This is a genomic window from Alexandriicola marinus (genome assembly GCF_004000435.1).
Taxonomy (GTDB): Bacteria; Pseudomonadota; Alphaproteobacteria; order Rhodobacterales; family Rhodobacteraceae; genus Alexandriicola; species Alexandriicola marinus.
The window spans coordinates 34,891-58,064 of the sequence record NZ_RBVZ01000001.1 but is presented as its reverse complement, the minus strand read 5'-3'; the positions used below and the strand labels follow the sequence as shown (position 1 = coordinate 58,064).

The window sequence follows — 23,174 nt, the reverse complement described above, 5'->3', positions numbered from 1 at the left end:
GAATTCGGGGCGCGCGCCCTGGTCTGGACCTGCTGCGCCCACCGCCATGACCGGATCATCGAGCCCGACGACGTGCAGCCGTTGACCCCCAGGACGACCCGGGCGACGCTGAGGACCATCAGGTCCGCAGCGCACTCAACCCGGGCGCGCCCCCGCACGGGGCCGCCTCAGAGGGTGACAGTCTGACGCGACGTGCCGCCTTTCTGGGATGCCGCGACGATGGTGACACTGCCGCCCGAGGCCTGCGACTTGACCAGCCATTCCACCTTTTTCGTGACCGGGGACCATTGCTGCCCCCAGTTGGAATAGGCGTATTTGCGTTCGTTGCGGCCGGCCAGATTGCCAAGCGCCACATCGGCCGGGTTCATGGCCAGTTCCGCGCCGTCGCATTCCAGCGAGACGACGACGGGCCGGGCCACACCGTTTTCCACGGCCACATCCGACAGGTTGGTCGGCAGATAGCCATGGTTCGACACGACGGCCGTGACCTTGTGCAGATCGGCACCCAGCGGCTCGACACTGACCTCGTCGATCAGGACGCGCGGCGCGGCTGCGGCATGGCGGAGGTTGAACATCACGTTGTTGTGGCAAATCTCTTCGAGCAGGTGCCCGGGCGGGTTCCGATAGGACCAGATGTAGACCATGCCGCCAACCTCGACCGGGCCGAGTTGCGGATGATCGAAGGGCTCCCACTCGCGGAATCCGTGATCGCCCACATTCTCGACCACCCAGTTGAAGACCTTCCGCGTCGTTTCGTCATCGCGGGGATAGAGGTTGTAATAGCCGACCTTCGGCACGCCTGCCGTGCGTTCCAGATCCCACAGTTCGGTTGAGAAACAGATGATCCCCATCTCCTCATAGACCCAATCCTTGAGGCTACCGTGCCGGGCCTTGGACTTGTCGGGCGTGAAATCCTCGTAGGTGGAGATCGTGGGATAGCCCGTCAGCCGTTCGCCCACGGCACCCAGATCCTTGTAAAGGGCAAGGTCGCGCGGGCTCATGTCGGCATCCATCTTCATCATCGACGGGCGCAGGATGATGCCGCCATGGGTATGATAGGCGCACATGCCGGCGATGTTGGGATGGTTCAGGATCACCTGCCCCATGCCAAAGGCCTCGGGTTCGCTGAACGGATAATCCCCGGCACCATATTCGCGCGGGCTCCAGTTGATCGGGAAGTTGCGGTTCATGTTCCCGTCTTCTTGAGGATCGATCTGGACATGGACCCCGTCGTAATTCTCGATCAGGCCTTCGGGATAGAGGCGGAAATATTCGCCCCCCTCTTCGCCGGGCTCGCGCTGAACGAGGATGCGCGGATCGGCTGCATCCTTCTTCCATTCGCCCTTGGGATCGGGGACCCGCATCTGCACGATATAGCCGTCGCCGTTGATATCCTGCGGGATCAGCCCGTCGATCCGGTCCTCTCCGGGCAGGCAGCGCCCGTTGCCGCACCACGGATGATAGGGTGCTGTCAGGGCGTATTCCGCCCCGTCGGGATTGATGCGCGGGATGATGTAGAAGACCTGGGTATCGACCAGCCGCGTCACCTCGTTGTCCCGGCCATAATTCGTAAGCAGATACCAGCAGGCATAAAGTGCCGTGGCACTGGTGGCATGTTCCTCGGCATGGATCTGCGCGTCGATGTAGAAGCCGGGCTTTTCAAGCGCGGGGCCGGTTTCGGGATTGGTGATCGTCATGAACCAGACGTCGCGGCCCCGGAACGTCTTGGCGATCGAAGTCAGCGTGCAGAGCTGCGGATAGGCCTCGGCCAGTTCATGCAGATGCGCGGTCATCGCATCGTAGGTGTGATAGGTGTCAAAGGCGATTTCGACGGTCATTCTGTTGTCCTTTCGCGGCGCGCTCAGCTGCGGCCAAAATGTTCCATGATGGCGGCGGCGTATTTGATGCCCCGGATGTATTTATCGACATGGATGTTCTCGTCAGGCGCATGCAGGTTGCAGCCCGGATTGGCGAAACCGGTCAGGACGCAGGGGATCCAGACATGTTTCAGGATTGCGCCCTCGGCCGAGACGCCGTTGACGATCGGGGGCTCGCCATAAACCTCGTGGGCGGCGGCGATGATCGACTGGCTGATGTCTTCGCGGGCGGAGATCTTATAGGGATCTTCGGTGCGCGGCTCACCCTTCACCTCGATATTGTCGAAGCCTTGCGCCTTGAGGTGATCGCGCAGCTTCACGATGGCCTTGGCGGGCGAAATGTTGGGGATAAGCCGGAAATCCATCCGCACCCGGGCCTCGGCGGGCACGATGGTCTTGGTGCCTTTCCCCGTGTAACCGCCCGTGATGCCCTGGATATTTGCCGTGGGTTCATAGGTCCGGGCCTTGAGCGCCTCGACTCCGTCGCGACCCAGCGCAAAGGCATCCACGCCCATCTCGGCCTTGAGCTGATCGAAATCGATCCGCGCGGCCTTGTCTTCCAGATAGCCCATGTCCTCTTCGTTGGGCTCGTAGATGCCCTCGGCCCAGTCGGGTATCAGGATGCGCTTGTTGCGATCCATGATCGTGGCCAGCGCGTGTACCAGATCCCAGACCGGGTTGGGCACAAGTGGCGCGTTGAGGGAATGGACATCCGTCCTTGGCCCGCGCGCGATCAGTTCAACAAACAGAACCGACTTCAGGCCGAGCGAGACATCCGGCACCTCGACCCCGATTTCGAGGCTGCCATCAAGGCAATGCATCCCGTCGGCCTCAAGCATCTTGGCGTTCTTCTTCGCCCAGGGCCCGAGGTTGGGAGAGCCGATCTCCTCCTCGCCCTCGATCAGCAGTTTCAGGCCGACGGGCACTTCGCCCCGGACCGCGAGGAACGCCTTGGCCGCCTTGTTGAAGGCCAGAACCCCGGATTTGTTATCCGTGGCGCCGCGCCCGTAGAGAATGCCGTCCACCACCGCGCCAGACCACGGACCGCCATGTGTCCAGGCCTCGATGGGTTCGGGAGGCTGCACGTCGTAATGCGAATAGCACAAGAGCGTCTTGCGCGATTTGGAAGGGATCTCGCCATAGACGACGGGCGGCCCCTCCTCCAGTTCGTGAAACTCAGCCGGAAGCCCGTCGCGGTGCATCATGTCGCGGATCAGCGCGGCACAGTCGCGCAGCCCGATATCCTGCGCCGAGATCGAGGGTTGTTGCACGAAGGTCTGAAGATCCTTCACGAACTCATCGGCATGGGCATCGATGTAATCGTAGATTTCCTGCATCACGCGGACTCCGGTTCGGACAGGTGCCACGCATTCAGCCGCTGCCCCGACAGGGCGGGGTCACGGGTGGTGGCGATATGGACAAAGGCCGGGGCGAGCCGGTCGGGCTCCACCCATTGGGCCTTCAATTCGGGTGGGTAATTCTGCTCGGACATGGGGGTGCGCATGGCTTTTCCGGGGGTGATCGTACAGGACAGGATGCCGTGCGCCTCCCCCTCCATGGCGAGGCATTTGGAGAAACCCTCGATCGCGTGTTTGGCGGCGCAATAGGCGGTCTCGTCGGCAAATCCCTTGATGCCCGATTGCGACGACACGAATATCAGCGCCCCGCCGCCGCCGGCCTTCATCCCCGGCCAGACGGCCTGCGCCAGCTGAAACGCCGCCTGAATGCCGACATCCATCGTTGCCTGAAACGTCTCGAGGCTGACCTGTTCGAACGGCTCCGGCCTGAGGATGGCGGCATTGTGGATCAGCGTGCCGACAGGGCCGTCGATCCGGGCAAGGGCGGCATCTAGGGCGTCGGGATCGGCCAGATCGCAGGTGATGCAGACCGCCCCCCCGCCGATCTGCTCGTTGATGTCGCGCAGAGCGTCCGCTTGCCTGTCGATCAGGATCAGGCGGCCCGCGCCCTGCGCCGCAAAGACCCGGGCGATGCCCGCGCCAAGGCCCTGCGCGGCACCGGTGATCACGATGGTCTGATCAGACAGGGCCGGCATCACACGGCGCCTGCCATGTCGAGGTCTTCCCACTTGCGGCTCGTCGTCGAGGCCACCACCGCATCCAGCACCATCTGGTTGCGCAGCCCATCGACGAACGTCGCGCCGCGCTGCAACGCGCGCCCCTCGGCGATGGCGGCGGTCAGCTCCTGCAATGCGGCAAGGACAGAGACATTCCAGATACCCTTGTTCAGCCCCGGGAGCCGCATGTGCGGCACGTCGACACTGATATCCTCGAAACTCTGACCCGCCTTGGCCAAATAGAGTTTCTCGTCCGAATTGCTGAGCGTGATCGTTCCTTTCGACCCGAAAATCTGCGTCTCGTTACCCATGTTCGCCGCGGCAACCCCCGACATGAAGACCTGTGCCAGCGCGCCTGATTGCATCTCGAGCGTGAAATACGACAGGTCGTCCGATGTGGCCGTCCACGGCTCGCCCGTGGCCTTGTCGATGCGGTCGGGTACCACCGTCAGCGCCTGACCGACGACCGAGGCCGGTTCCCCCATCCACCAGCGCAGGGTGTCGACCTGATGCGAGCCATTGGCCCCCAGCCTGCCGCCGCCCATCGCCGCATCCGACCACCAGTCGCCCTTGGGCCGGCTCGCCGGATCGGCCCATGAGGCGCCGATATTGGTGATGTTCACATGGCGGATATCGCCCAGCTCTCCGCCGTGGATCAGTTCTGCGATCCGCTGGCGGGTGGGGTTGAACCGCAGTTCATGGTCGATCATGTGCAGCCGCCCGGCATCCCGCGCGGCGTCCAGCATGTCGCGCGCCTCGCCCGCATTCATCGCCGTGGGCTTTTCGCAAAGGACCGCCGCGCCGCGCGCCAGCGCCGCCAGCGTCATCGGTTTGTGCATGATCGTGGGGGTGGCGATGCAGACAAGGTCCAGCTCGTGTTCGGCCAGCATCTTTTCCCAATCGTCATAGACCGCCTCGATGCCATGCGGCTCTGCGGCCGCGCGCGCGCTTTCGATCCGCCCGGAGGCGAGGGCCGCGACCCGCGCACCCTCGATATGGGCGAAAGCGGGCAGATAGGCGTCGCGGGCAAAGCTTGCCCCGATGATCCCGACGTTCAGCATGATGTCTCCTTCAAGATTGGGGTGGTGAGGCGGTCGGTCCGCCCGGACCACGACGTGATTGAGAGGTCAGACTGCGTGCCCGCCCCTCGACTGGGCGGCCTGCGCCACCTCTTCGATCTCCACCGAACCCTGACGTTCGGAGGCAAGGATGCAGGCCTCGAGCATGTAGAGAGATTGCAGATGATCCCGCCCGGTGCATTCCGGCGGCGCCCCGCGGCAGGTCGCCACGAACATCCGCAAGAGCGCCGCGGCATCGGTGATCCACGCCTCGTGTGGCGGCAGGGGCACCTCGGTCAGGTCGGTCTGCATCCGCTTGCCCCAGGCCAGATCGCCGAACATGGCACGCTGCACGGTGATCCCCTCGGAGCCGTCGGTGCGCCAGTTGAAATTCATCGGCTCGTGCCCCGCCTGCCAGGTCCCCTGATAGGTCACGCACATGCCGTTTTCGAAATGGATCAGTGCCGCGACATTGGTGTCGCCGCGATACATGGTCCAGCTGGGGTTGAAGGTATGGGCCTGAATGCGAACGGGCTCTGTCTCGTAGACATAGCGCATCAGGTCGAAATGATGGATCGACTGCTCCCACAGCATCGGGTGGTCCATCTCGAGAGGATATTTGTTCAGCCAGTCCTGCGTGCCATCGCGCCAGCGCTCGTAGATGAACCGCCCGAATTCGGGCCTTCCGATGGCACCCTCGCGCAGCAGGCTCCGCATCGCCTGCGTCACGGCGAGATAGCGGAAGTTCAGCCCCACGATCAGGTGAATGCCGGCGTCTTCGCACATCTCGACATAACGCGCGGCAAGAGCCACATCATCAGCAAGCGGCTTTTCGGCGAGGATCGCAAGACCGGCGGCACAGGCCGCTTCGATCTGGGCCTCGCGCCCGCCCGGCGGCGTGGCCAGCACGACCGCATCGGCGGCGGTGCCGATCACATCCGCGATGTTCCGCCCGATGGGCAATCCGGGCCAGGCCTCTGCGGCCCGGGCGCGGGCGGCCGGGTCAGGGTCACAGGCGGCGACGATCTGGGTGTCGGGGTTCTCGGAGATCACCCGTGCCCATGTTCGCGACCGGGCGCCAAGCCCCACGAGGATCAGGCGCAGGGGCGTCATGCCGCCACCTCGCTGCCCAGCATCTGGCCAAGGGCCTCCGCCAGAACCGTCCATGGCGCGCTGTCCATCACGCCGGGCTCTATCGTCCCCATCGGCGGGCGGATCCGCGCATGGGGAGGAGATGCCAGCCGGATCGTGGTGCCGCTTATCCGTTCTGCAAGAGCCCGGGCCAAGGCGAGATCGGTGATCGCGGGCGGTGTCCCGGCATGGAGAGCCGGTGGCAGACCCTCCGGCAGATCAGTGGCCAGCCGCGCGATCCGCGGCGCCAGATCGGGCAACCATGCCCATTCGCGCAGGGCCTCGGGGGTGGACACGGTGATGATCCCGGTCTCGCGCGCCTCGGCGATCATGCGCCCCACAAGGCACAGATGCTGGCGCGTCTCACGGACCGCCTCATGCGGGCCGAAGATATTGCCCAGCCGCAACGACAGCGTCATGAACCCGTCTTCGGCGGCGGCCCGTGTGACGATCTCCCCTGCCCGTTTGGCCGCGGCATAGGGGCATTTCCCATGGGCCGGGATGGCCTCGGTCACCCTTTGCCCCGCGTCGATCGTGTCCTCGAAATCGAAGACGCCCATGGAACTGAGAAACAGGAAACGCTCTGCCCCGGCGGTGCGGGCGAAATCAAGCGTTGCGGTCAAAAGTTCCATGTTGCGCCGCAGATGACCGGCCCGCGACAGGCCCAGGATTTCCGGCTCGGCGGTGATCGCGGCGCCGTGGATCACCGTCTTGGGGCGAACGCCACTCTGCGCGAGCGTTCCCGGCAAATCACCTTCCACAAGCGTGATGCCGCTCAGCCGCGCGCGGGTCGGCGCGTCGAAATGCGCATCAGCGGCCAGCACCTCGTGACCCGCCGTGGCCAGCGCCACCGCGATCTCGGAACAGACGAAACCGCCGGCACCCGTAACAAGGACAGGTTGGCGGGTTACCATTGCGGCCCCGACAGACGCACGGCCTCGGCGATGGCATCGGCATTATCGGGGCCGGTCAGGGTGAAGGGCGGGCGCACATTGGCAAAGGCCGGATCGTCATGCTGGGCTGCCACGGCGGCCTTGATCGCGGGGATCAGGGGCAGGCCCTCGAATATCCGGCGCACCCCGCTGACCTGCGCATGCAACGCGTCGTGATCCGGCCCGCCCAGCCCGTCGATCAGGGCCCGAATGCCACGGGCATTGACGTTGGAGCTTGCGCTGATGCAGCCCGCGCCGCCGGCGGCGACATTTTCGGGGATCAGCGATTCAGAGGCGGAATAGGTATCGATCCCGGGGAAGGCCGCGATCACGGAGGCGGTGTTCTCCCAGCTGCCGGAGCTGTCCTTCAGACCGGCGATCACGCCGGGGAAGGCGTCGATCAGACGGTCGATCAGAGGCAGGGTGATCGGGACGCCCGACATCTGGGGGATATGATAGAGATAAACCCGCAGGCCTGCGCCCACCGCCTCGATCACCTGCGCATAGGCGGCAAAGACGCCCTCGTCGCTGACGCCCTTGTAGTAGAACGGCGGCAGCATCAGGACCCCGCGACAACCGAGCCCCGTTGCATGGGCACTCAGCGCGATGGTATCGGCGGCGGCACAGCACCCGGTGCCCGGGATCAGTCGGTCCGGCGCGATCCCGGCCGACAGCATCGCCTCGAGCGCGGCCATCCGTTCGGTCACCGACAGCGAATTCGCCTCTGACGTGGTGCCAAAGGGGGCAAGCCCGTGGGCGCCGGCCTCCAGCAGAGCCTTGGCATGCGCGACAAGGCGGTCGGTATCGACCGTCAGGTCCGCTGCGAACGGCGTGATGACGGGAACGAAAAGCTCGGTCTTGCGGTCGGTCATTGCGATGGCTTTCGGTGTCAGGTGTCAGGTGTCGGTCAGGGTCAGGGGCGGTATGGCGCGGAAGACATCGTCCTGAAGTCGTCCCCCCCGCCACATCAGAACCGTGAAATGTCCCGCCCGGTCGAGCACGGTGGCGCCCAGATGCCAGGTCCCGGGATTGTAGATGATGCCAAGTGTGCCGGGCATCAGGAACGCCAGGGTTCCCTCGGGGCGCGGCAACCCGGCCTCATCGGACGGCATCACCAGCGCCACGTAGCGCGACACATCGAGCGGCAGGAAACACTGCGCGGCATAGGGGTGCTTTTCGACGCCGGCCACCTCGATGGGCAGGGTGCTCGGCGCCACGTTGTTGACGTGAAGGACCGGCGCGCTCATTTCGGGCCGGACATGCAGGCTGTCGGAATAAAAGCTCCGGGCGCCCGGTTCCGCGGGCCCGGTCACGAACCTGCCGAACGGGGCAAAGACCTCGGCGTCGGGTTGCGCAAGCCGAACAACGCGCCCCGTCATGCCGACTCGCTGAATTTCGGGGGCGTTGGGCTGACCGGACTTGCGGGCGCGGGCACATGCTCGCGCCAATGGTCCGCGATCTGGTCGCGGCCGCAGATCCACACATCTTCCCGATCCGCGATATGATCGAGAAAGCGGATCAGACCGGCAAGGCGACCCGGATGGCCGATCACGCGCGAATGCAGACCGATCGACATCATGCGCGGCATCCGCTGTCCCTCTTCGGCAAGAAGGTCGAACGTGTCGATCAGGAAGCGTGAATAGCCGTCGGAAGAAAAGACGTCACCGGTCATGAACTTCGCGTCATTGGTGACCATCGAATAGGGCACGACAAGGTGCTGTTTGCCGTCGACTTCGGTCCAGTAGGGCAGATCGTCGCTATAGGAATCGCTGTCGTAGTCGAACCCGCCATGGGCCACGATCAGCCCACGCGTCGCGGTCGAGGCCGAATAGCGGCAGTACCAGCCCCGGGGCGGCCGCCCCAGAACGCGCGACAGGCTTTCGTGGGCGCGGGCGATGTGCTCGGCCTCGACTTCGGGGGTCAGGTGGTAATGCTCGACCCAGCGCCAGCCATGGGCACAGATGTCCCAGTCGGTTTCTGCGATGGCGGCGGCAATGGCGGGGTTGCGCTCCAGCGCCACGGCGCTGGCAAAGATCGTCAGCGGCACCCCCCGGGTCTGGAACAGGCGGTGAATCCGCCAGAACCCCACCCGGCTGCCGTATTCATACATGCTCTCGGCGGCAAGATCGCGTTCGCCCAGCGGCACGCGCGAGGCCCGGACCTCCGACAGCGCGGATTCAGATCGCCCGTCGCCATCCCCGATCGAATATTCGGAGCCTTCCTCGACGTTGAGGACAAAGTTCACGGCCAGACCAGCCCCTCCGGGCCAGCGGATATCGGGCGGGTTCGCGCCGTAGCCCTCGAAGTCACGGGGACGCTCTGCGCCCCCGGACACCTGTGAGGCGCCACTAGTCACGCGGGCCCTCCACCTTGTTGAAGAAACAGCACCAATCCCCGGAATTCACGTTTGGCAGGGCCCGAAGGCCGAAAAACATACCATCCGCCGGCGCGTGGATCGCGCCCACCTCATCCCCGAAAATGTCGATGATCCGGGCGATCTTCTTGCCCTTGGGCATCATGGTCAGGAAGTCGACATCCTCTTCGGGGAGAAAGATGCCGGATGCCGGGGCCAGAAGCGCCTCCTGCACACCCTTGGTCGGGTTCGACGGATAGGTCGCCTCGCCGTCGAGCATGTCATAGTGATAGCAGATGTTGACGATCGACTTGGCCAGCTCTTCGCCCACATAGCGGAACCGCTCGGGCGAGGTGTAGGACCGCCCGCCCAGTTCGACCGTGATCCCCACCTTGCCCGCGCCGTTGAGCGCCGCCATCGGGCTGCCCGACTTGGTGAAGTTCGACATGATGCAGCCCCAGCCCTCACCCATGGCCTTGGCCAGTTCGACGCTTTCGGGCCGCTCGTCGACGAAGATCGCCTTGTCGAGGAACGAATGCGCGCCGCCGGAATGGATCGAGATCTCCATATCGGCTACGTCCTTCATCGCCTCCCAATGGGCATGGGCGAGGCGATCGGTGAAATAGCCGTCCGCGCGACCGGGATAAATCCGGTTCATGTCATAGGCGAAGGTGTCGAGAGGATTGCCCCTTTCGGCAGCGGAAAAGGCCATCGGGTTCACGCAGGGCACCAGCACCACGGCGCCCCGCAGCGCGGCGGGATCGATCCGCGCGCTTGCCAGCGCACAGGCCAGCGGGCCTTCGGGCTCGTCGCCGTGGATGGCGGCATTGACCCAGAAGGTGGGCCCCGGTCCCGCGCCATTGATCACGACGACCGGGATATCGACCTTGACGCCGCCTGCCATATCAAGTGCGGGGATCGCGCCGCGCACCATCTGGCCGGGCGCGGCACTTGCGGTGCCGACGGTCAGCGTTTCGTTCGCAGACGTGCTCATACCGCCTCCGCCTTGCTGGCTTCCCACTCGGCGAGTTCCTCGGGCGTATAGACCTGCATGAACTCGATCTCGATGCCGCCGGCATCGTTGTCGAGGAAGGCGACATAGCCCTCGGGATGCGCGTGCGAGCCATAGACCCCACAGGCCTGACACAGGCGCAGTTCGGCGCCCTGGCTCTTGGCGTGTTCGAGCGCGTTATCGATATTGTCGACCTCGTAGCAGATGTGGTGCAGACCCTCTGCGCCGCGGTCCTTGATCCACGAGGCAAAGCGGCCGTCGGGATCGGTCGACTGGCACAGCTGGTATTCGATGCCGCCAAGATAGAAGAGTGCGACCTTGTTGCCGGACTTCGCGAAATGCGTGATCTCGGTATCGGCCGGCACATGGAGAAACTTGGCATAGGCGGCGAGCGCTGCTTCGGCATCCTTCACCGCGAACGCCATGTGCTTGATACTCTTGATGTTGGGATTGTCGGATTTGACATTCATGATCTTGATCCTGTCCTGAAATCAGTTCGCGGGTTGGCGCGTTTCGGCGCGGAAGCTTTCGACGACCTCGGCCATCCGGCTCATCGCGATCTTGATGCGATCGACCGGCTGGGTCATCGACATGCGCACGAAATCGTCGGTGTGATCGCCATAGATCGTGCCGGGGTACATCATCACCCGGCCCTCGGCCAAAAGCCGTTCGCAAAAGGGCCCCGCCGTGATGCCAAGCCCGAGGCTCGCCACGTTGGCATAGACGTAGAAGGCACCCTGCGGTTCGGCGTAGCCCATGCCCATCGCATCCAGCCCCTCACAGATGGCGCGTCGGCGCTCTTCATAGATGCCGCGCATCTCTTCGACGCACTCCTGAGAACCGGTCATCGCGGCAAGTGCCGCGTGCTGGCTCACCGCCGCGGTCGAGATGGCAAAGGCGTGATTGACCTCCGACATCGGCCCGATCAGGGCACGCGGCCCGGCCAGATAGCCGATCCGCCAGCCCGTCATCGCATAGGCCTTGGAAAAGCCCGACAGCGTGATCGTGCGTTCCTTCATACCCGGCAGGGAGGCCACCGGAAGCACGGTGTTGTTACCGAATGTCAGACGGGAATAGATCTCGTCCGAGATGACGATCAGATCATGCTTCTTCGCCACCTCTGCGATGCGATGGACCTCGTCGGGGGGCGTCACGGTGCCCGTGGGATTGTTGGGGTTGATAAGGACGAGGATCTTGGACTTGGGCGTTATCCGCGCCTCGACCATCTCGGCGGTCAGGGTGAGGTTCGTCTCCATCGACATCGGGATCTTGACGACCACGGCATCCGACATCTCGGCCGCCTGATTGTAGGGGTTGTAGCCGGGGCACGGCACGAGGATCTCGTCACCCGGGTTCAGAAGCGACAGGGCGATGATGAACATCCCCTGCTGCCCGCCGGGCGTGATCATGATCTCGTCATCGGCATAATCGGCGCCGCCGTAGGTGCGGATATTCTCGGCGATCGCCTCGCGCAGAGGCTGGATGCCCAAGGGGTGGGTGTAGTGGGTGGCCCCGTTGGCCAGCGCCTCCTGGCCTGCCTTGATGATATGGGCCGGCGTATCAAGGTCCGGATCGCCGCGCCCCATGCGGATCACGTCATCAAGGCCGTTGGCGATATCGAGCATCCGGGTGATCAGCGCCCCGTCGGAAAGTTTGACACGTTTGGCGAGGCGGGGGTCTAGCTTGGTCATGTAAGGTCTCTCTTCTGCGCGCCGGGCTCAGGCCAGCGCATAGATGTCGGAAAACTTTGTGGTCAGGTGCGCGATGTAGGGTTCGGGATCCAGCGGCCGGCCCGTGGCCCGTTCCAGCAACTCGTCGCGACCGAAACGGCGGCCGTGCTGGCAGACATTGTCGGTCAGCCAATCGCGCAGCGGCGCGTAATCGGCCTTCTCAAGCGCGGCCTCGATTCCGGGATCTTGGCTCGTGGCATGGTCGAACAGCTGCGCGGCCATGATGTTGCCGATCGTATAGTTGCAGAAGGTGCCGATCTGGCCGGACGACCAGTGCACGTCCTGCAAGACGCCCTTGGCATCATCGGGCACATCGATGCCGAGATACTCCTTGATCGCGGCGTTCCATGCCTCCGGCAGATCGGCCACGTCGAGCGATCCGTCGACCATCTTGGCCTCCAGCTCGCAGCGCAGCATGACATGGAAATCATAGGTCAGCTCATCGGCCTCGACCCGGATCAGGCTGGGCTCGGACCGGTTGACGGCGCGGTAGAATTCCTCGGCATCCACATCGTCGAGCAGCCCGGGATAGGCGGCACGGGCCTCGTCCATGTGGTTGACCCAGAAGGCCCGGCTGCGCCCGACATGGTTTTCCCAAAGGCGCGACTGGGATTCGTGCGCCCCGAAGCTGACACCGCCCACCGCGTAAAGACCGACCAGATCGGTGGCGAGCGGTGTGCGGGTATAGGCGGGATCGACGTTTTGCTCGTACATCGCATGCCCCGCCTCGTGGAGCGCGCCGAACAGCGACATCGGCATGTAATCCGAGGCCACCCGCGTCGTGATGCGCACATCGTTGCGGGTAAATGAAATCTCGAACGGATGAACCGTCAGGTCGAGCCGTCCGCGATGGGTGTCATAGCCGATCTTCTGCGCCATGCTGAGCGCGAAATCCATCTGCGCGTCGACCGGAAATTCCCGGAACAGGAAATCTGAGCGCGGCTTGTCGGCTTGGGCGATGGCCCGGACCAGTGGCAGCATCCCCTCGCGCAGGCGCGCGAAGAGTGTATCGAGACCCGCCTTCGTCGTGCCCGGCTCGAACCGGTACATCAGCGCATCATAGGGATGATCCTCGAACCCGATGGCCTGCGCCATCTCGCGGTTGATCTCGACCATGGCCCGAAGGCTATCGGCGAACATCGAGAAATCGGCCTTCTGCCGGGCTTCGGCCCAGACTTCATGCGTGGCAGAGCCCAGTTCCGTCTTGCGGCGCAAAAGCTCGGTCGGGATACGCTCGTGATAGGCGATCGCCTCGCGGACCTGCGCGGTAATCCGCGCCTCGACGCTGTCCTCGTTCTTGCCCGCGACCTCGGCCTCGGCGGCCTCGAGCGCGCGTTTCATCTCGTCCGAACACAGCAGGTTGCGCGCCGCGACGGCCAGCGTCGCCAATTGCTTGGACCGGGTCTCGGCGCCGCCCTTCGGCATCATCGTCCGCGCATCCCATGACAGGATGGACCCGGCGTTGAGCAGGTCATTTACCCGTCCGGTGGCTTCAAGCAAGGCGGCATAGCCCATGGTGGTGCATTCCTTTCTCAGTGCTCCGCGGAAGGCCTGCCCCGGGGGAGCAGAGGCATTCGACGCAGGGCGCTTGACACTTGGTTTTGCTCGTGTATCCCATTCATCACGAGCAATGTCGACAATCTACTGATGGCAAGGCAATCAGCGGAAGTCAAACCAAATCATTGCCGAAATGCCCGCCCATGTGGAAAGGAGCTGCCGCTTATGCCAGGCCCGAGGACCAATGAAACCTCTCTTGTCGAAATGGCCGTATCAGGTGTGATCACAACGCCTGCGGTGCGCCCCGGACAATACATTCCCCATCCCGACGGAACGGCCGCCGTTCTGCCCGGCATGTATGGTGTCACCTATAATGTGCGCTGCGGCGACCGGGCTTTTGGCTGGGCCGGCGACCATGTGGAACCGGGTGTCAGCATCGACGATGACGCCAATTCCGGCCGTCACCATGCGCTTCATTACCTCAACTGCATCGGCAACGATGCCGTCGTGACATCCGGCATGGCCGAGGGCGCCCGAGGGGTCGTCATCGGGGAACATGCCCGAATCCTCGTCCAGTTCGACCGCGACGCGCAGGAACTGATGGTGCCGGGCGACCGGGTTCAGGTGATGACCCATGGCCAGGGCCTCGCGCTGCTCGATCATCCCGGCATCGCACTCAAGAAAATGAGCCCGCGCCTGTTTCATGCGCTTGGCATCACCGAAAGCGGCGGCCGGGTCCATGTCAATGTCGCGATGGAGCTGCCGATCCGGATCATGGGGTCGGGCGCGGAGCTGAATTCCGAATATGTCGATCAGGACCTGATGTCCGGGGATCGCGCGCTGATGGCCGAACTTGGCATCGACCAGATGCGGCTGGGCGACGTGATCGCCATCCGTCACGCCGATCATCACTGGGGGCGCTCCTACAGGGAGGGCGCGGTCTCGATCTGCCTGTGCATTCATGGCGACAGCATCATGACGGGGCATGGCCCCGGCATCCTGACGCTGATGACCGCCGCCGAGGGCACGATCGACTTCACCGTCGACCCTGCCAGCAACATCGCCCAACTTCTCGATCTCGGAGACTGAGCCATGACACTCACCACCAACGCAGCCGATCTTGTCGCCGTGTCCGTCATGGGCCAGGTCGCCAATCCGTCGCTTTCCGGCCTCCCGGCAGAGCCCTACCGGCTCGACGCGCAGGGCCGTGCGTTCCTGTGGCCGACCTTTGGCGGCATCGTCTACAACGTCTCGGTGGGCGACAGCGCCTTTGGCTGGTCGGGCGATTGCGTCCACCCGTCTGTCAGCATCGCCCATCCCGACGCCAACAAGAACCGTGGCCTGAACGTCTTTGCCTGCGTCGGCAACGAGGCCCTGATCGCAAGCGGCGCGGCCAAGGGCGCGCGCGGCGTCGTGACCGGCAAGTCCGGGCGATTCTCCGATCAGGTGATCGTGCATTTCGATGTGGAAACCCGGCGCAAGATCGCGGTGGACGACCGCATCCTCGTGAAGTCCGAAGGTGTGGGCCTGTCCCTGCCGAAGTGCCCGGACGTGGCGTTCAAGTCGCTTTCGGCCACGCTGTTCGACAAGCTGCCCAAGCGGTTGGAAGACGGTGTGCTCAAGATCGGGGTCGTGGCCACCGTGCCGCCGCACATGGTCGGCGCCGGTGCCGGCCTGACGTCCGAGGGTGGATCGCTGCACATGCAATCGACCGATCGCGCAGAACTGGCGGCCCACGGGCTGGACAAGCTGCGCCTCGGCGATGTCGTGGCGATCGCCGATACCGACAGCCGCTATAATCACGGCTATCTGCGCGGCGCGATGAGCATCGGCATCGTCGGTCAGACCGACGGGCCCCGCGCCGGCTATGGCCCCGGCATGACCGTCGTGATGACCGCGCCCGCCGGTCAGCTGGCCGCCTTCGACGCCCCCGGCACCAATATCGCAGACCTTCTGGAGCTGCGCCCATGACCGACCGCATCCCGATGACCAACGTCGACCGCGCGCAACTGCGCGCCTTCGTCGCCGAAGCCTTCGAGGCGTTGGGGCTGACAGCCGAAGACGCGGGCATCTTTTCGGATGCGCTGGTCTTTTCGGAACTGCGCTTTCATCCCGGTCAGGGACAGGGTGTCGCCCGTCTGCGCCGCTATCAGGAACGGATCGGCAATGGCGAGGTCGATCCCCAAGCGGGCTGGTCCATCGTCAAGGAAGGGCCGGCGCTTGCCATCGTGGATGCGCATAACGGCATCGGCACCGTCGCGGCCTCGAAGGCGATGGATCTGGCCATCGCGAAGGCAAAGGAAAACGGGATCGGCACGGTCGTCGTGCGCAACTCCACGCATTACGGATCAAGTGCGGTCCATGCCTGCCGCGCCCTCGATCAGGGCTGCATCGGCATCGCCTATACCAATGCGGGCCCGGAAATGGCGCCATGGGGCGGCCGCGAGGGGGCCACGGGGACCAACCCATGGTCCATCGCCGCGCCAAGCGACAAGGGGTTCCCGGTCGTTCTCGATATCGCGCTGACCACAGCCGGCAAGGGCATGATGAAATGGTACGAGCGCGAGGGCCGCAAGATGCCGCTCGACTGGGCGCTTACGCCAGAGGGCGAAGAGACCGACGACCCCTCCGCGGCCATGGCCGGCGCGCTTCTGGGGATCGGGGGGCACAAGGGCTATGGCCTTGCCTTCATGACGGAGGCGACGACCGGCGTCCTGTCGGGTGGCGGCTTCGGTCTGACGCCCTATTCCGACCCGAACAAGCTCGACGTGTCGCATTTCGTGCAAGCCATCGACATCTCGTGGTTCATGGACCCGGCCGATTACGCCCGCCGGATGGGCGAGTTCGTCGATATGTGCAAATCGCGCGCCCTGCGCCCCGGCTTCGACGAGATTCTCGTCCCCGGCGAACAGGAGGCCCGGCGCGTGGCCGCGAAATCCGCGGGTGGCGTGCCGCTCGATGACCGGGTTCTGGCGGACATGCAGACGCTGGGGCGGGAACTCGGCCTAAAGACGCCGCTCGACGCGCTTGGCCCCTATACCGGCGCAGAATTGTGAGCGATCTGGCCCCCCTGCCCCCGGCCTTCTTTGCCGCGAGCCAGGACCGGCTGCGCGCACGCGCGGCGGCCGCCGGGCTAGACGGTCTTCTGCTGCTGCGCGCACCGAACCTCGCCTATGGGACGGGCCTGTTCCTGTCCGCGAACGAACGGCCCATGGGCGTCTGGGTTCCGGTCGAGGGAGAGCCGATCCTGATGCTTCCGGGGCTGGAACGGGAGAACGCCGAAGGCACCGGCATCGCGGATGCGCGGTTCTACGACGAATTCCCTGGCGACGTTCCGGCGGAACTGTGGATGCTGGACCAGATCGGTCGCCACGCGATCGGGATCGACCGGCTCGATGCCGCGCTTCTGGATGCCGCGCGGGAGCGCGCCACACGGCTGGACCTCACCGATCACGCCATGATCGAGCGCAGCCTCAAGCAGCCCGAGGAAATCGCCCTGACGGTCGAGGCGGCCCGCTTTGCGGATCTGTTCCTCGAACGGCTGCACGCGGCGGCGGGCGATATCATTTCGCAGGGCGGCACCGAGACAGACCTGATGGCCGACGCCATGGCCCATGCGCGTGGCGCGCTTCTTGCGACACACAAGTCGGCCTTCACCGGCACGCCGATGGGCATCACCGCATCGGTGCATTCGGGGCCGCGCGCCGCGTTGCCCCACGGTGCGGTCCTCGAACGTGTGCCGCAGCCTGGCGAGACGCTGATCTCGGGGATCGGCGCAAGCCTCGGCGGCTATCTCGCCGAGAGCGGCGTGACCCTGATCGTCGGAGAGATCTCCCCCGAACAACGCAGGATCATGGCCGCGATGGAGGCCTGCAACGACGCAGCCGTCGAGGCCTGTGCCCGGGGCGCCACCTGTGTCGGGGCCAATGACGCGGCCATGGACGCGCTGCGCCACGCCGGTCTTGGCGCGGCGATCCGCCACCGGATCGGGCACGGCATGGGGCTCGAGGGTCACGAGGCCCCGTGGCTCGCGCCCGGAGACAGCACCCAAATCCGCCCCGGCATGATCTTTTCCAACGAGCCCGGTGTCTACCGGCCGGGCATAGACGGATACCGCACCATCAACACGATGGTCGTCACCGCGAACGGGGTCGAGATCCCGTCCCGTTTCCAAGCCACCACACCGATCGACGCCCGCGTCATCGCCCTTTGACAGGAGCCACAGATGCCCGAACCAGCCGCCTGGAAATACCAGAAGATCACCAAGCCGATGTTCGAAGCCCAAGCCATCGAAACGGTGTTTCTCGGCCGCGTGCTGACCTGTGTCGGCGACGAGGTGATCGAGGACGGTTTCGTCCATTTCAAGGACGGAAAGATCGCCGCCGTGGGCCCCCGGGACAAGGCACCGCAAGGCATCGAGACACTGGATACCGGCGGCAAGACGCTGATGCCGGGCATGATGAACAGCCACGCCCACCTGTCGTGGGACGGCATTCACGAGCTCAGCCAGCAATCGATGTTCGACGCCCCCGAGATCCGCGCCTACAAGGCCGCCGGCAACATGCTGAAAAGCCTGCGCGCCGGGATCACGCTGGTGCGCGACCTTGGCGTGCACAACGCCAACCTCTTTACCAAGCAGGCGGTGGCGCAGGGCATCTTTCCCGGGCCGCGCCTGCTGGTTGCGGGAGAATCGATCATCCAGACCGGCGGGCATACCTACTGGGTCTGCCGCGAGGCCTCGGGCGCCGACGAGATGCGCCGCGCCGTGCGCGATCAGGTCAAGGGCGGCGCCGACCTGATCAAGATCATGGCCTGCCACGACACGCTGGAATTCACCGACGAAGAACTGCGCGCCGTCATCGACGAGGCGCATCGCAACCGCCTGCCGATCACCGCGCATGCGACCTATAACGACTGTATCAAGCGTGTGGCCGAATTCGGCATCGACTGCATCGAGCATGGCGGCTCGATGACGGATGAGACGATCCAGATTCTGCTGGACCGCAAGCTGCCGATCGTCACGACCTTTTCCGCGCTGGTGATCCAGGCCAACGAAAAGATCGCCCGCGCCTTCGGCATTCCGGAATGGAAGATCGAGGAGCGCAAGAAGGCCGTCGCCGACAAGACCCGTTTCGACGGGTTGGTGCGTGCGGCCAAGGCCGGCGTGCCCATCATCTTCGGCACCGATGCCGGCAGCCCCGCGGTCGAGCATGACAGCATCGTGCCCGAACTGGGTTTCATGGTCGAAGTGGGCGTGTGCCCCGACAACATGGATGCCCTGCGCGCGATCACCGCGCGGGCCGCTGTCCTGAACGGTCTGGGCGACAAGCTGGGCACGCTCGAGGCGGGGAAGCTGGCCGACATGATCGTCGTGAACGGGAAGCCCGATCAGGATCTGGCGGCACTCGAAAAGGTCGAGATGACCTTCATCGACGGAAAGAGGATGCATTGATGGGATCGCCACTCCGAGACCGCCTCGCCCCGCGCATCGTCGCGGAGGACGGCGCCTGGCGGGCGAAGATGGCCGCGGCGGCGGAAGGCCTGTCCGACATCATCGTCATGGGGGCGGGTGACCCCGACCTCCCGACGCCGACCCATGTGGTCGAGGCTGCCAAGGCCGCGCTTGACGCGGGCGCCCACCACTACACGCCCCCCGCGGGCATGCCGACGCTGCGCGAAGCCATCGCCGCGATGCTGCACCGTGATTACGGGCTGGATTACAGCGCGGATGAGGTCGTAGTGACGGCGGGGGTGCAGGAATCGGTGATGCTGCTGATGCTTGCGCTTGTCGCGCCCGGTGACGAGGTTCTCGTCACCTCTCCGCGTTTCACCACCTACGACACGGCCTGCCACATGTGCGGCGGCACCCTTGTCCCGGTGCCTACGCATCAGAAGGACGGTTTCGCGCTCGACCCTTCAGAGGTGGAGGCGCGGATCACGCCGCGCACGCGGCTTTTCGTGCTGACCTCGCCCAACAACCCGACAGGCGGCGTCACTCCTCCCGAGGCGATCCGCGCCATTGCGGAGATCTGCGTTCGCCATGACATCCTGCTGGTCTCGGACGAGATCTACGCAGGCGTCCTGTTCGACGGGGCGGAACATCTCTCGGCGGCGACATTGCCGGGCCTGAAAGAGCGCACGATCACGCTCAACGGGTTCTCCAAGACCTATGCCATGACCGGCTGGCGGGTCGGCTACATGGCCGCGCCCGCCGATTTCGTCGCGCAGCTGATCGAGCCCAAGCACGCGCTGTCGATCAACACCTGCACCGTGTCCCAGCACGCCGCGCTTGCCGCCCTGACTGGCCCGCAGGAGCCGATCCGGGCCATGGTTGCGACCTATGCCGACCGTCGCGCGCTGCTCCTCGATGCGCTGCGCCGGATGGGGCTGTCCTTCGCCCCGCCGATGGGGGGGCTCTACGTCTATCCCGACGTTACCCCCACCGGCCTTGGCGCCGAGGAATTCTGCCTGAGGCTGCTGCGCGAGGCCCAGGTTCTGATCAACCCGGGCGGCGTCTTCGGCGACACCGACGACCGGCATATCCGGATGTCGTTTCTGCAGCCGATAGATCGGCTCGAAATCGCACTCGGCCGCATGGCGGCCTTTATCGACAGCCTGAAGGTGCCCGCATGACCAGACCAGACCCATCCGAAAAGTTCGTCGGCATCCAGGTCAGCCCGATCAGCTTCATCGACGAAGGCGTCGATGCGGTTCTCGACACGCTGCAGAACCGGGTGGGCGTCAACGTCCTGATGCTGGGCACCGTGTCATGGCTGGGCCTGAAGACGGGGCGCAGCATTTCCCACGCGCTCGACGGCTGGCCCGATCATGGCGTGCCAGAGCCCTTCACCATGAAGGGCGGCGCCTATTTCGACCCCGATCCGCGCTATTATTCCAAAACCCTGATCAAGGACTTCCGCGCCCAGGATCCCGAGATGGCCGGGATCGACATCCTCGATCTTGTGATCCCCGAGGCGCACAAGCGCGGCATGAAGGTCTTTCCCGAACTGATGGAGCCGTTCTTCAAATACGCGGGCCATGGTTCGGCCAGTGCGGTGGACATTCCCAACCTCGCCACCTGCATGGAGATCGATTGCTTCGGTCGCCGCCGTGACGAGCCAAGCACCTCGAACCCCGATTACCGCAACTGGATGCATGCCATCGTCGAGGATCAGGTCCGCAACCACGACATCGACGGGATGATGTGGTGCAACGAGCGCAATTCGCCGCTGGACCAGATGATGCAGGGTCAGGCGCCCGGCGATTTCTCTGACGCCGCACGCGTCGAGGCACTTGCGCGCGGCATCGACGTGGAGGCCTGCCGACGCGCCTGCATCGCGATGTACGAGTTCATGCAGGCCGCGATCGCGGGCGAAGAGTTCGACGACGGCGCATTCATCACCTTTATCCGAACGCTTCTGGCGCATCCGGAGGTCCTGATCTGGGAACGGTTCTGGCTCGAGAGGAACAAGGATCTCGACCGCGAACTTTACGGGCTGGTGAAATGGTGCAAGCCCTCCCTGCCCTTCGGGCTGAACGTCTGGAACCGTAACCATTTCAACATCTTCCGCCGCGCCCAGTGGCCCTGGGCGGAACAGACGATGTATTCCGACTGGGTCAAGCCGATCACCTATCAGCACCAGTCCGGCGAGATCTGGCACAAGGAATTCGGCTTCTTCGGCAAGACCATCCTGCGCGATCACGATCAGGCCGCCGCGATGCAGGTGATGGATTCGATCCTCGGCATCGGAGGCGCGCCATTGGACCGCGTGATACAGGAAGGGCTCGATCCCGATACCTATGTCTTCCGGCAATGCGCCGACGCCCTGCGCGGTGTCCATGGCAAGGCAAAGGTCTACATGGGGCTGGGCATCGACGCACCGCGCGTGCGCGCCGATCAGGCCGTCTGCACCCCCGACATCGCCTATCGCTCGGTCATGGCCACCTATCGGGCGGGCGGGCACGGTGTTGTGCTGTCGCCGAATTACGCCTCGATGAAACTGACGAACCTTGATGGCGTCGCGCAGGCCCTGACCGAACTGGGCCTGAAATGACCGGCCCGCTCGACACCCTGATCACGGGCGGGGAGGTTCTGCTGCCCGACGGTCCGTGCCGGGCCGATCTTGGGCTTGCCGATGGCCGGGTCGCGGGCGTCTATGCCCCCGGCACCGGACCCGACGCCGTCGAGGTGATCGACGCGGCGGGCAAGACGCTCCTGCCCGGGATCGTCGACATCCATTTTCATGTCCGCGCCCCCGCCTATCCCGAACGCGGCACCGTCCAGTCCGAGACCCGGGCCGCCGCCGCCGGCGGCGTGACCACCTTGTTCGAGATGCCGATCTCGAAGCCCTGCTGCTCGACCCCTGAAGAACTGGCCCAGCGACGCGATCATTTCGCACAGAACGCCTTCATGGATTTCGGGCTTTATGCCGCGCCCGGAGACCTCACCGTCGCCTCCCGGGACGCGATGATGGCACTGGGTTGCATCGCCTGGAAGATCTTCACCACCGCGCCGCCCCCGGGGCGCGCCGACGAATTCGACGGCCTGGCCTTCCCCGACGAGGCCGACCAGCTTCGCGCCCTCACGCTTCTGGCCGGCACGGGCCTGCCCGTCGTCGTTCATGCCGAAAGCGCGCAGCTTCTGGAACATTTCGAGGCCGAGGCGTCGCGCCTCGACCCGGCAGATGCCGCAACACACGGTGCGTCGCGCCCGGCGGTCTGCGAATCCGTCGCCGTGGCCAAACTCCTTGCCATGAACATGACCGCGCAGGCAAAGCTGCATATCGCCCATGTCACCAGCGCCGAGACGGTTGACGTCCTGCGCGCCTTTGCGGGCACCAGCGATTTCACTGCCGAGACCTGCCCGCAATATCTGTTCACCACGGAGGAAGACGTGGCCCGGGCCGGCGTCTATGCCAAGGTCAACCCGCCGATCCGCCATCAGGCCGATCAGGATGCTCTGTGGCAGGCGATCGAGGACGGGGTGATCAACTATGTCACGACCGACCACGCCCCCTTTTCCCACGCCGAGAAACAGGCGGCCGAAGGCAATTTCCCCGCCGCCCCGCCGGGCGTCCCGGGGATCGAGTTCATCCTTCCCGCGATGCTGGATGCCGTCGCACGGGGCCGCTTGAGTCTCGGGCGCGCCCATGATTTGGTCTGTGCGAACGGAGCGCGTCGCTATGGTCTTTTCCCCTGGAAGGGGGCCCTGCTGCCGGGAAGCTGTGCAGACGTGACGATTGTCGATCTGACGGACGAGACCGCCCTGAGCGCCGAGACCCTGCATACCCACGCGCGCGAGGTTGCACATCTGTTCGAGGGGCGTCGGCTGCAAGGCAAGGTCTGCCGCACCATCGTCAGGGGCAAGACCGTCTTCGAGGACGGCCGGATCACCGGAACAGCGGGCGGAGGGTCTTTCGTAACCCCGCGCGCGGAAAAATGAGGCGTCGTCTGCGCTAGGCCCGGATATCGCGGCCCAGCCCCGATACGCCAGTGCAAGAGGACAAGACG

At 64.8% G+C, this 23,174-nt stretch carries 21 protein-coding genes; 8 read left to right on the top strand and 13 right to left on the bottom strand.

The genetic code is table 11. From position 1 onward, the window contains the following. Positions 1-167: 167 nt before the first annotated feature. The 13 genes from EP376_RS00265 to EP376_RS00205 form a co-directional block, all read right to left on the bottom strand. Entirely contained in the window at positions 168-1,838 is a 1,671-nt protein-coding gene (locus EP376_RS00265) for a M14 family metallopeptidase (RefSeq protein WP_127653541.1), read from the bottom strand. Positions 1,839-1,861: 23 nt separating this feature from the next. Beyond that, positions 1,862-3,214: a M20/M25/M40 family metallo-hydrolase gene (locus EP376_RS00260; protein WP_127653540.1), complete on the bottom strand. Its 1,353-nt coding sequence runs from the start codon at positions 3,212-3,214 to the stop codon at positions 1,862-1,864. Further along, positions 3,214-3,930 (bottom strand): SDR family NAD(P)-dependent oxidoreductase, encoded by a 717-nt coding sequence (locus EP376_RS00255; protein ID WP_127653539.1) that lies wholly within the window; start codon positions 3,928-3,930, stop codon positions 3,214-3,216. The genes EP376_RS00260 and EP376_RS00255 overlap by 1 nt, the downstream gene beginning before the upstream one ends. After that, positions 3,930-5,012: a Gfo/Idh/MocA family protein gene (locus EP376_RS00250; RefSeq protein WP_127653538.1), complete on the bottom strand. Its 1,083-nt coding sequence runs from the start codon at positions 5,010-5,012 to the stop codon at positions 3,930-3,932. The genes EP376_RS00255 and EP376_RS00250 overlap by 1 nt, the downstream gene beginning before the upstream one ends. Before the next feature lie 66 nt (positions 5,013-5,078). Further along, positions 5,079-6,122, bottom strand: a complete 1,044-nt coding sequence (locus EP376_RS00245; protein WP_127653537.1) for a Gfo/Idh/MocA family protein — start codon at positions 6,120-6,122, stop codon at positions 5,079-5,081. After that, a complete protein-coding gene (locus EP376_RS00240; protein WP_127653536.1) occupies positions 6,119-7,054 on the bottom strand; it encodes an NAD-dependent epimerase/dehydratase family protein in 936 nt (311 codons plus the stop codon). Before EP376_RS00240 ends, EP376_RS00245 begins: the two co-directional genes overlap by 4 nt. Beyond that, positions 7,048-7,944, bottom strand: coding sequence for a dihydrodipicolinate synthase family protein (locus EP376_RS00235; RefSeq protein WP_127653535.1), 897 nt, complete (start codon positions 7,942-7,944; stop codon positions 7,048-7,050). Before EP376_RS00235 ends, EP376_RS00240 begins: the two co-directional genes overlap by 7 nt. Before the next feature lie 24 nt (positions 7,945-7,968). Continuing rightward, complete coding sequence (locus EP376_RS00230; RefSeq protein ID WP_127653534.1) at positions 7,969-8,451, bottom strand: ureidoglycolate lyase; 483 nt, start codon at positions 8,449-8,451, stop codon at positions 7,969-7,971. Beyond that, positions 8,448-9,428 (bottom strand): polysaccharide deacetylase family protein, encoded by a 981-nt coding sequence (locus EP376_RS00225; protein WP_240652421.1) that lies wholly within the window; start codon positions 9,426-9,428, stop codon positions 8,448-8,450. Before EP376_RS00225 ends, EP376_RS00230 begins: the two co-directional genes overlap by 4 nt. Continuing rightward, the gene (locus EP376_RS00220) at positions 9,421-10,419 is read right to left on the bottom strand and encodes a succinylglutamate desuccinylase/aspartoacylase family protein (RefSeq protein WP_127653533.1); all 999 of its coding nucleotides are present in this window, start codon (positions 10,417-10,419) and stop codon (positions 9,421-9,423) included. Before EP376_RS00220 ends, EP376_RS00225 begins: the two co-directional genes overlap by 8 nt. Further along, positions 10,416-10,907 carry a VOC family protein gene (locus tag EP376_RS00215; RefSeq protein ID WP_127653532.1) on the bottom strand — a complete coding sequence of 164 codons (492 nt, stop codon included), beginning with the start codon at positions 10,905-10,907 and terminating at the stop codon, positions 10,416-10,418. The genes EP376_RS00220 and EP376_RS00215 overlap by 4 nt, the downstream gene beginning before the upstream one ends. A gap of 21 nt (positions 10,908-10,928) precedes the next feature. Next, positions 10,929-12,128 (bottom strand): pyridoxal phosphate-dependent aminotransferase, encoded by a 1,200-nt coding sequence (locus EP376_RS00210; RefSeq protein WP_127653531.1) that lies wholly within the window; start codon positions 12,126-12,128, stop codon positions 10,929-10,931. Between the two features lie 27 nt (positions 12,129-12,155). Continuing rightward, positions 12,156-13,682, bottom strand: a complete 1,527-nt coding sequence (locus tag EP376_RS00205; protein WP_127653530.1) for a carboxypeptidase M32 — start codon at positions 13,680-13,682, stop codon at positions 12,156-12,158. A 207-nt stretch (positions 13,683-13,889) separates the two neighbouring features. Here EP376_RS00205 and EP376_RS00200 point away from each other — a divergent pair, with 207 nt between their 5' ends. From EP376_RS00200 to EP376_RS00165, 8 genes are read left to right on the top strand one after another with little or no spacing between them, the layout of a single operon-like run. Then, positions 13,890-14,753 carry a DUF4438 domain-containing protein gene (locus EP376_RS00200; RefSeq protein WP_127653529.1) on the top strand — a complete coding sequence of 288 codons (864 nt, stop codon included), beginning with the start codon at positions 13,890-13,892 and terminating at the stop codon, positions 14,751-14,753. Between the two features lie 3 nt (positions 14,754-14,756). After that, positions 14,757-15,635 (top strand): DUF4438 domain-containing protein, encoded by an 879-nt coding sequence (locus EP376_RS00195; RefSeq protein WP_127653528.1) that lies wholly within the window; start codon positions 14,757-14,759, stop codon positions 15,633-15,635. Continuing rightward, positions 15,632-16,720 carry an Ldh family oxidoreductase gene (locus EP376_RS00190; protein ID WP_127653527.1) on the top strand — a complete coding sequence of 363 codons (1,089 nt, stop codon included), beginning with the start codon at positions 15,632-15,634 and terminating at the stop codon, positions 16,718-16,720. Before EP376_RS00195 ends, EP376_RS00190 begins: the two co-directional genes overlap by 4 nt. Then, positions 16,717-17,877: a M24 family metallopeptidase gene (locus EP376_RS00185; protein ID WP_240652420.1), complete on the top strand. Its 1,161-nt coding sequence runs from the start codon at positions 16,717-16,719 to the stop codon at positions 17,875-17,877. Before EP376_RS00190 ends, EP376_RS00185 begins: the two co-directional genes overlap by 4 nt. 12 nt (positions 17,878-17,889) lie before the next feature. Beyond that, positions 17,890-19,116 (top strand): amidohydrolase family protein, encoded by a 1,227-nt coding sequence (locus EP376_RS00180; RefSeq protein ID WP_127653526.1) that lies wholly within the window; start codon positions 17,890-17,892, stop codon positions 19,114-19,116. Then, positions 19,116-20,297 (top strand): pyridoxal phosphate-dependent aminotransferase, encoded by a 1,182-nt coding sequence (locus EP376_RS00175; protein WP_127653525.1) that lies wholly within the window; start codon positions 19,116-19,118, stop codon positions 20,295-20,297. The genes EP376_RS00180 and EP376_RS00175 overlap by 1 nt, the downstream gene beginning before the upstream one ends. Further along, positions 20,294-21,718: a hypothetical protein gene (locus EP376_RS00170; RefSeq protein WP_127653524.1), complete on the top strand. Its 1,425-nt coding sequence runs from the start codon at positions 20,294-20,296 to the stop codon at positions 21,716-21,718. The genes EP376_RS00175 and EP376_RS00170 overlap by 4 nt, the downstream gene beginning before the upstream one ends. Next, positions 21,715-23,106, top strand: a complete 1,392-nt coding sequence (locus EP376_RS00165) for a dihydroorotase (RefSeq protein WP_127653523.1) — start codon at positions 21,715-21,717, stop codon at positions 23,104-23,106. The genes EP376_RS00170 and EP376_RS00165 overlap by 4 nt, the downstream gene beginning before the upstream one ends. The last annotated feature ends 68 nt before the right edge of the window (positions 23,107-23,174 follow it).

Bases quoted from the DNA above. Each gene is read 5' to 3' on its own strand.
- EP376_RS00265 (WP_127653541.1), bottom strand. From the start codon at position 1,838: ATGACCGTCGAAATCGCCTTTGACACCTATCACACCTACGATGCGATG.
- EP376_RS00260 (WP_127653540.1), bottom strand. From the start codon at position 3,214: ATGCAGGAAATCTACGATTACATCGATGCCCATGCCGATGAGTTCGTG.
- EP376_RS00255 (WP_127653539.1), bottom strand. From the start codon at position 3,930: ATGCCGGCCCTGTCTGATCAGACCATCGTGATCACCGGTGCCGCGCAG.
- EP376_RS00250 (WP_127653538.1), bottom strand. From the start codon at position 5,012: ATGCTGAACGTCGGGATCATCGGGGCAAGCTTTGCCCGCGACGCCTAT.
- EP376_RS00245 (WP_127653537.1), bottom strand. From the start codon at position 6,122: ATGACGCCCCTGCGCCTGATCCTCGTGGGGCTTGGCGCCCGGTCGCGA.
- EP376_RS00240 (WP_127653536.1), bottom strand. From the start codon at position 7,054: ATGGTAACCCGCCAACCTGTCCTTGTTACGGGTGCCGGCGGTTTCGTC.
- EP376_RS00235 (WP_127653535.1), bottom strand. From the start codon at position 7,944: ATGACCGACCGCAAGACCGAGCTTTTCGTTCCCGTCATCACGCCGTTC.
- EP376_RS00230 (WP_127653534.1), bottom strand. From the start codon at position 8,451: ATGACGGGGCGCGTTGTTCGGCTTGCGCAACCCGACGCCGAGGTCTTT.
- EP376_RS00220 (WP_127653533.1), bottom strand. From the start codon at position 10,419: ATGAGCACGTCTGCGAACGAAACGCTGACCGTCGGCACCGCAAGTGCC.
- EP376_RS00215 (WP_127653532.1), bottom strand. From the start codon at position 10,907: ATGAATGTCAAATCCGACAATCCCAACATCAAGAGTATCAAGCACATG.
- EP376_RS00210 (WP_127653531.1), bottom strand. From the start codon at position 12,128: ATGACCAAGCTAGACCCCCGCCTCGCCAAACGTGTCAAACTTTCCGAC.
- EP376_RS00205 (WP_127653530.1), bottom strand. From the start codon at position 13,682: ATGGGCTATGCCGCCTTGCTTGAAGCCACCGGACGGGTAAATGACCTG.
- EP376_RS00200 (WP_127653529.1), top strand. From the start codon at position 13,890: ATGCCAGGCCCGAGGACCAATGAAACCTCTCTTGTCGAAATGGCCGTA.
- EP376_RS00195 (WP_127653528.1), top strand. From the start codon at position 14,757: ATGACACTCACCACCAACGCAGCCGATCTTGTCGCCGTGTCCGTCATG.
- EP376_RS00190 (WP_127653527.1), top strand. From the start codon at position 15,632: ATGACCGACCGCATCCCGATGACCAACGTCGACCGCGCGCAACTGCGC.
- EP376_RS00180 (WP_127653526.1), top strand. From the start codon at position 17,890: ATGCCCGAACCAGCCGCCTGGAAATACCAGAAGATCACCAAGCCGATG.
- EP376_RS00175 (WP_127653525.1), top strand. From the start codon at position 19,116: ATGGGATCGCCACTCCGAGACCGCCTCGCCCCGCGCATCGTCGCGGAG.
- EP376_RS00170 (WP_127653524.1), top strand. From the start codon at position 20,294: ATGACCAGACCAGACCCATCCGAAAAGTTCGTCGGCATCCAGGTCAGC.
- EP376_RS00165 (WP_127653523.1), top strand. From the start codon at position 21,715: ATGACCGGCCCGCTCGACACCCTGATCACGGGCGGGGAGGTTCTGCTG.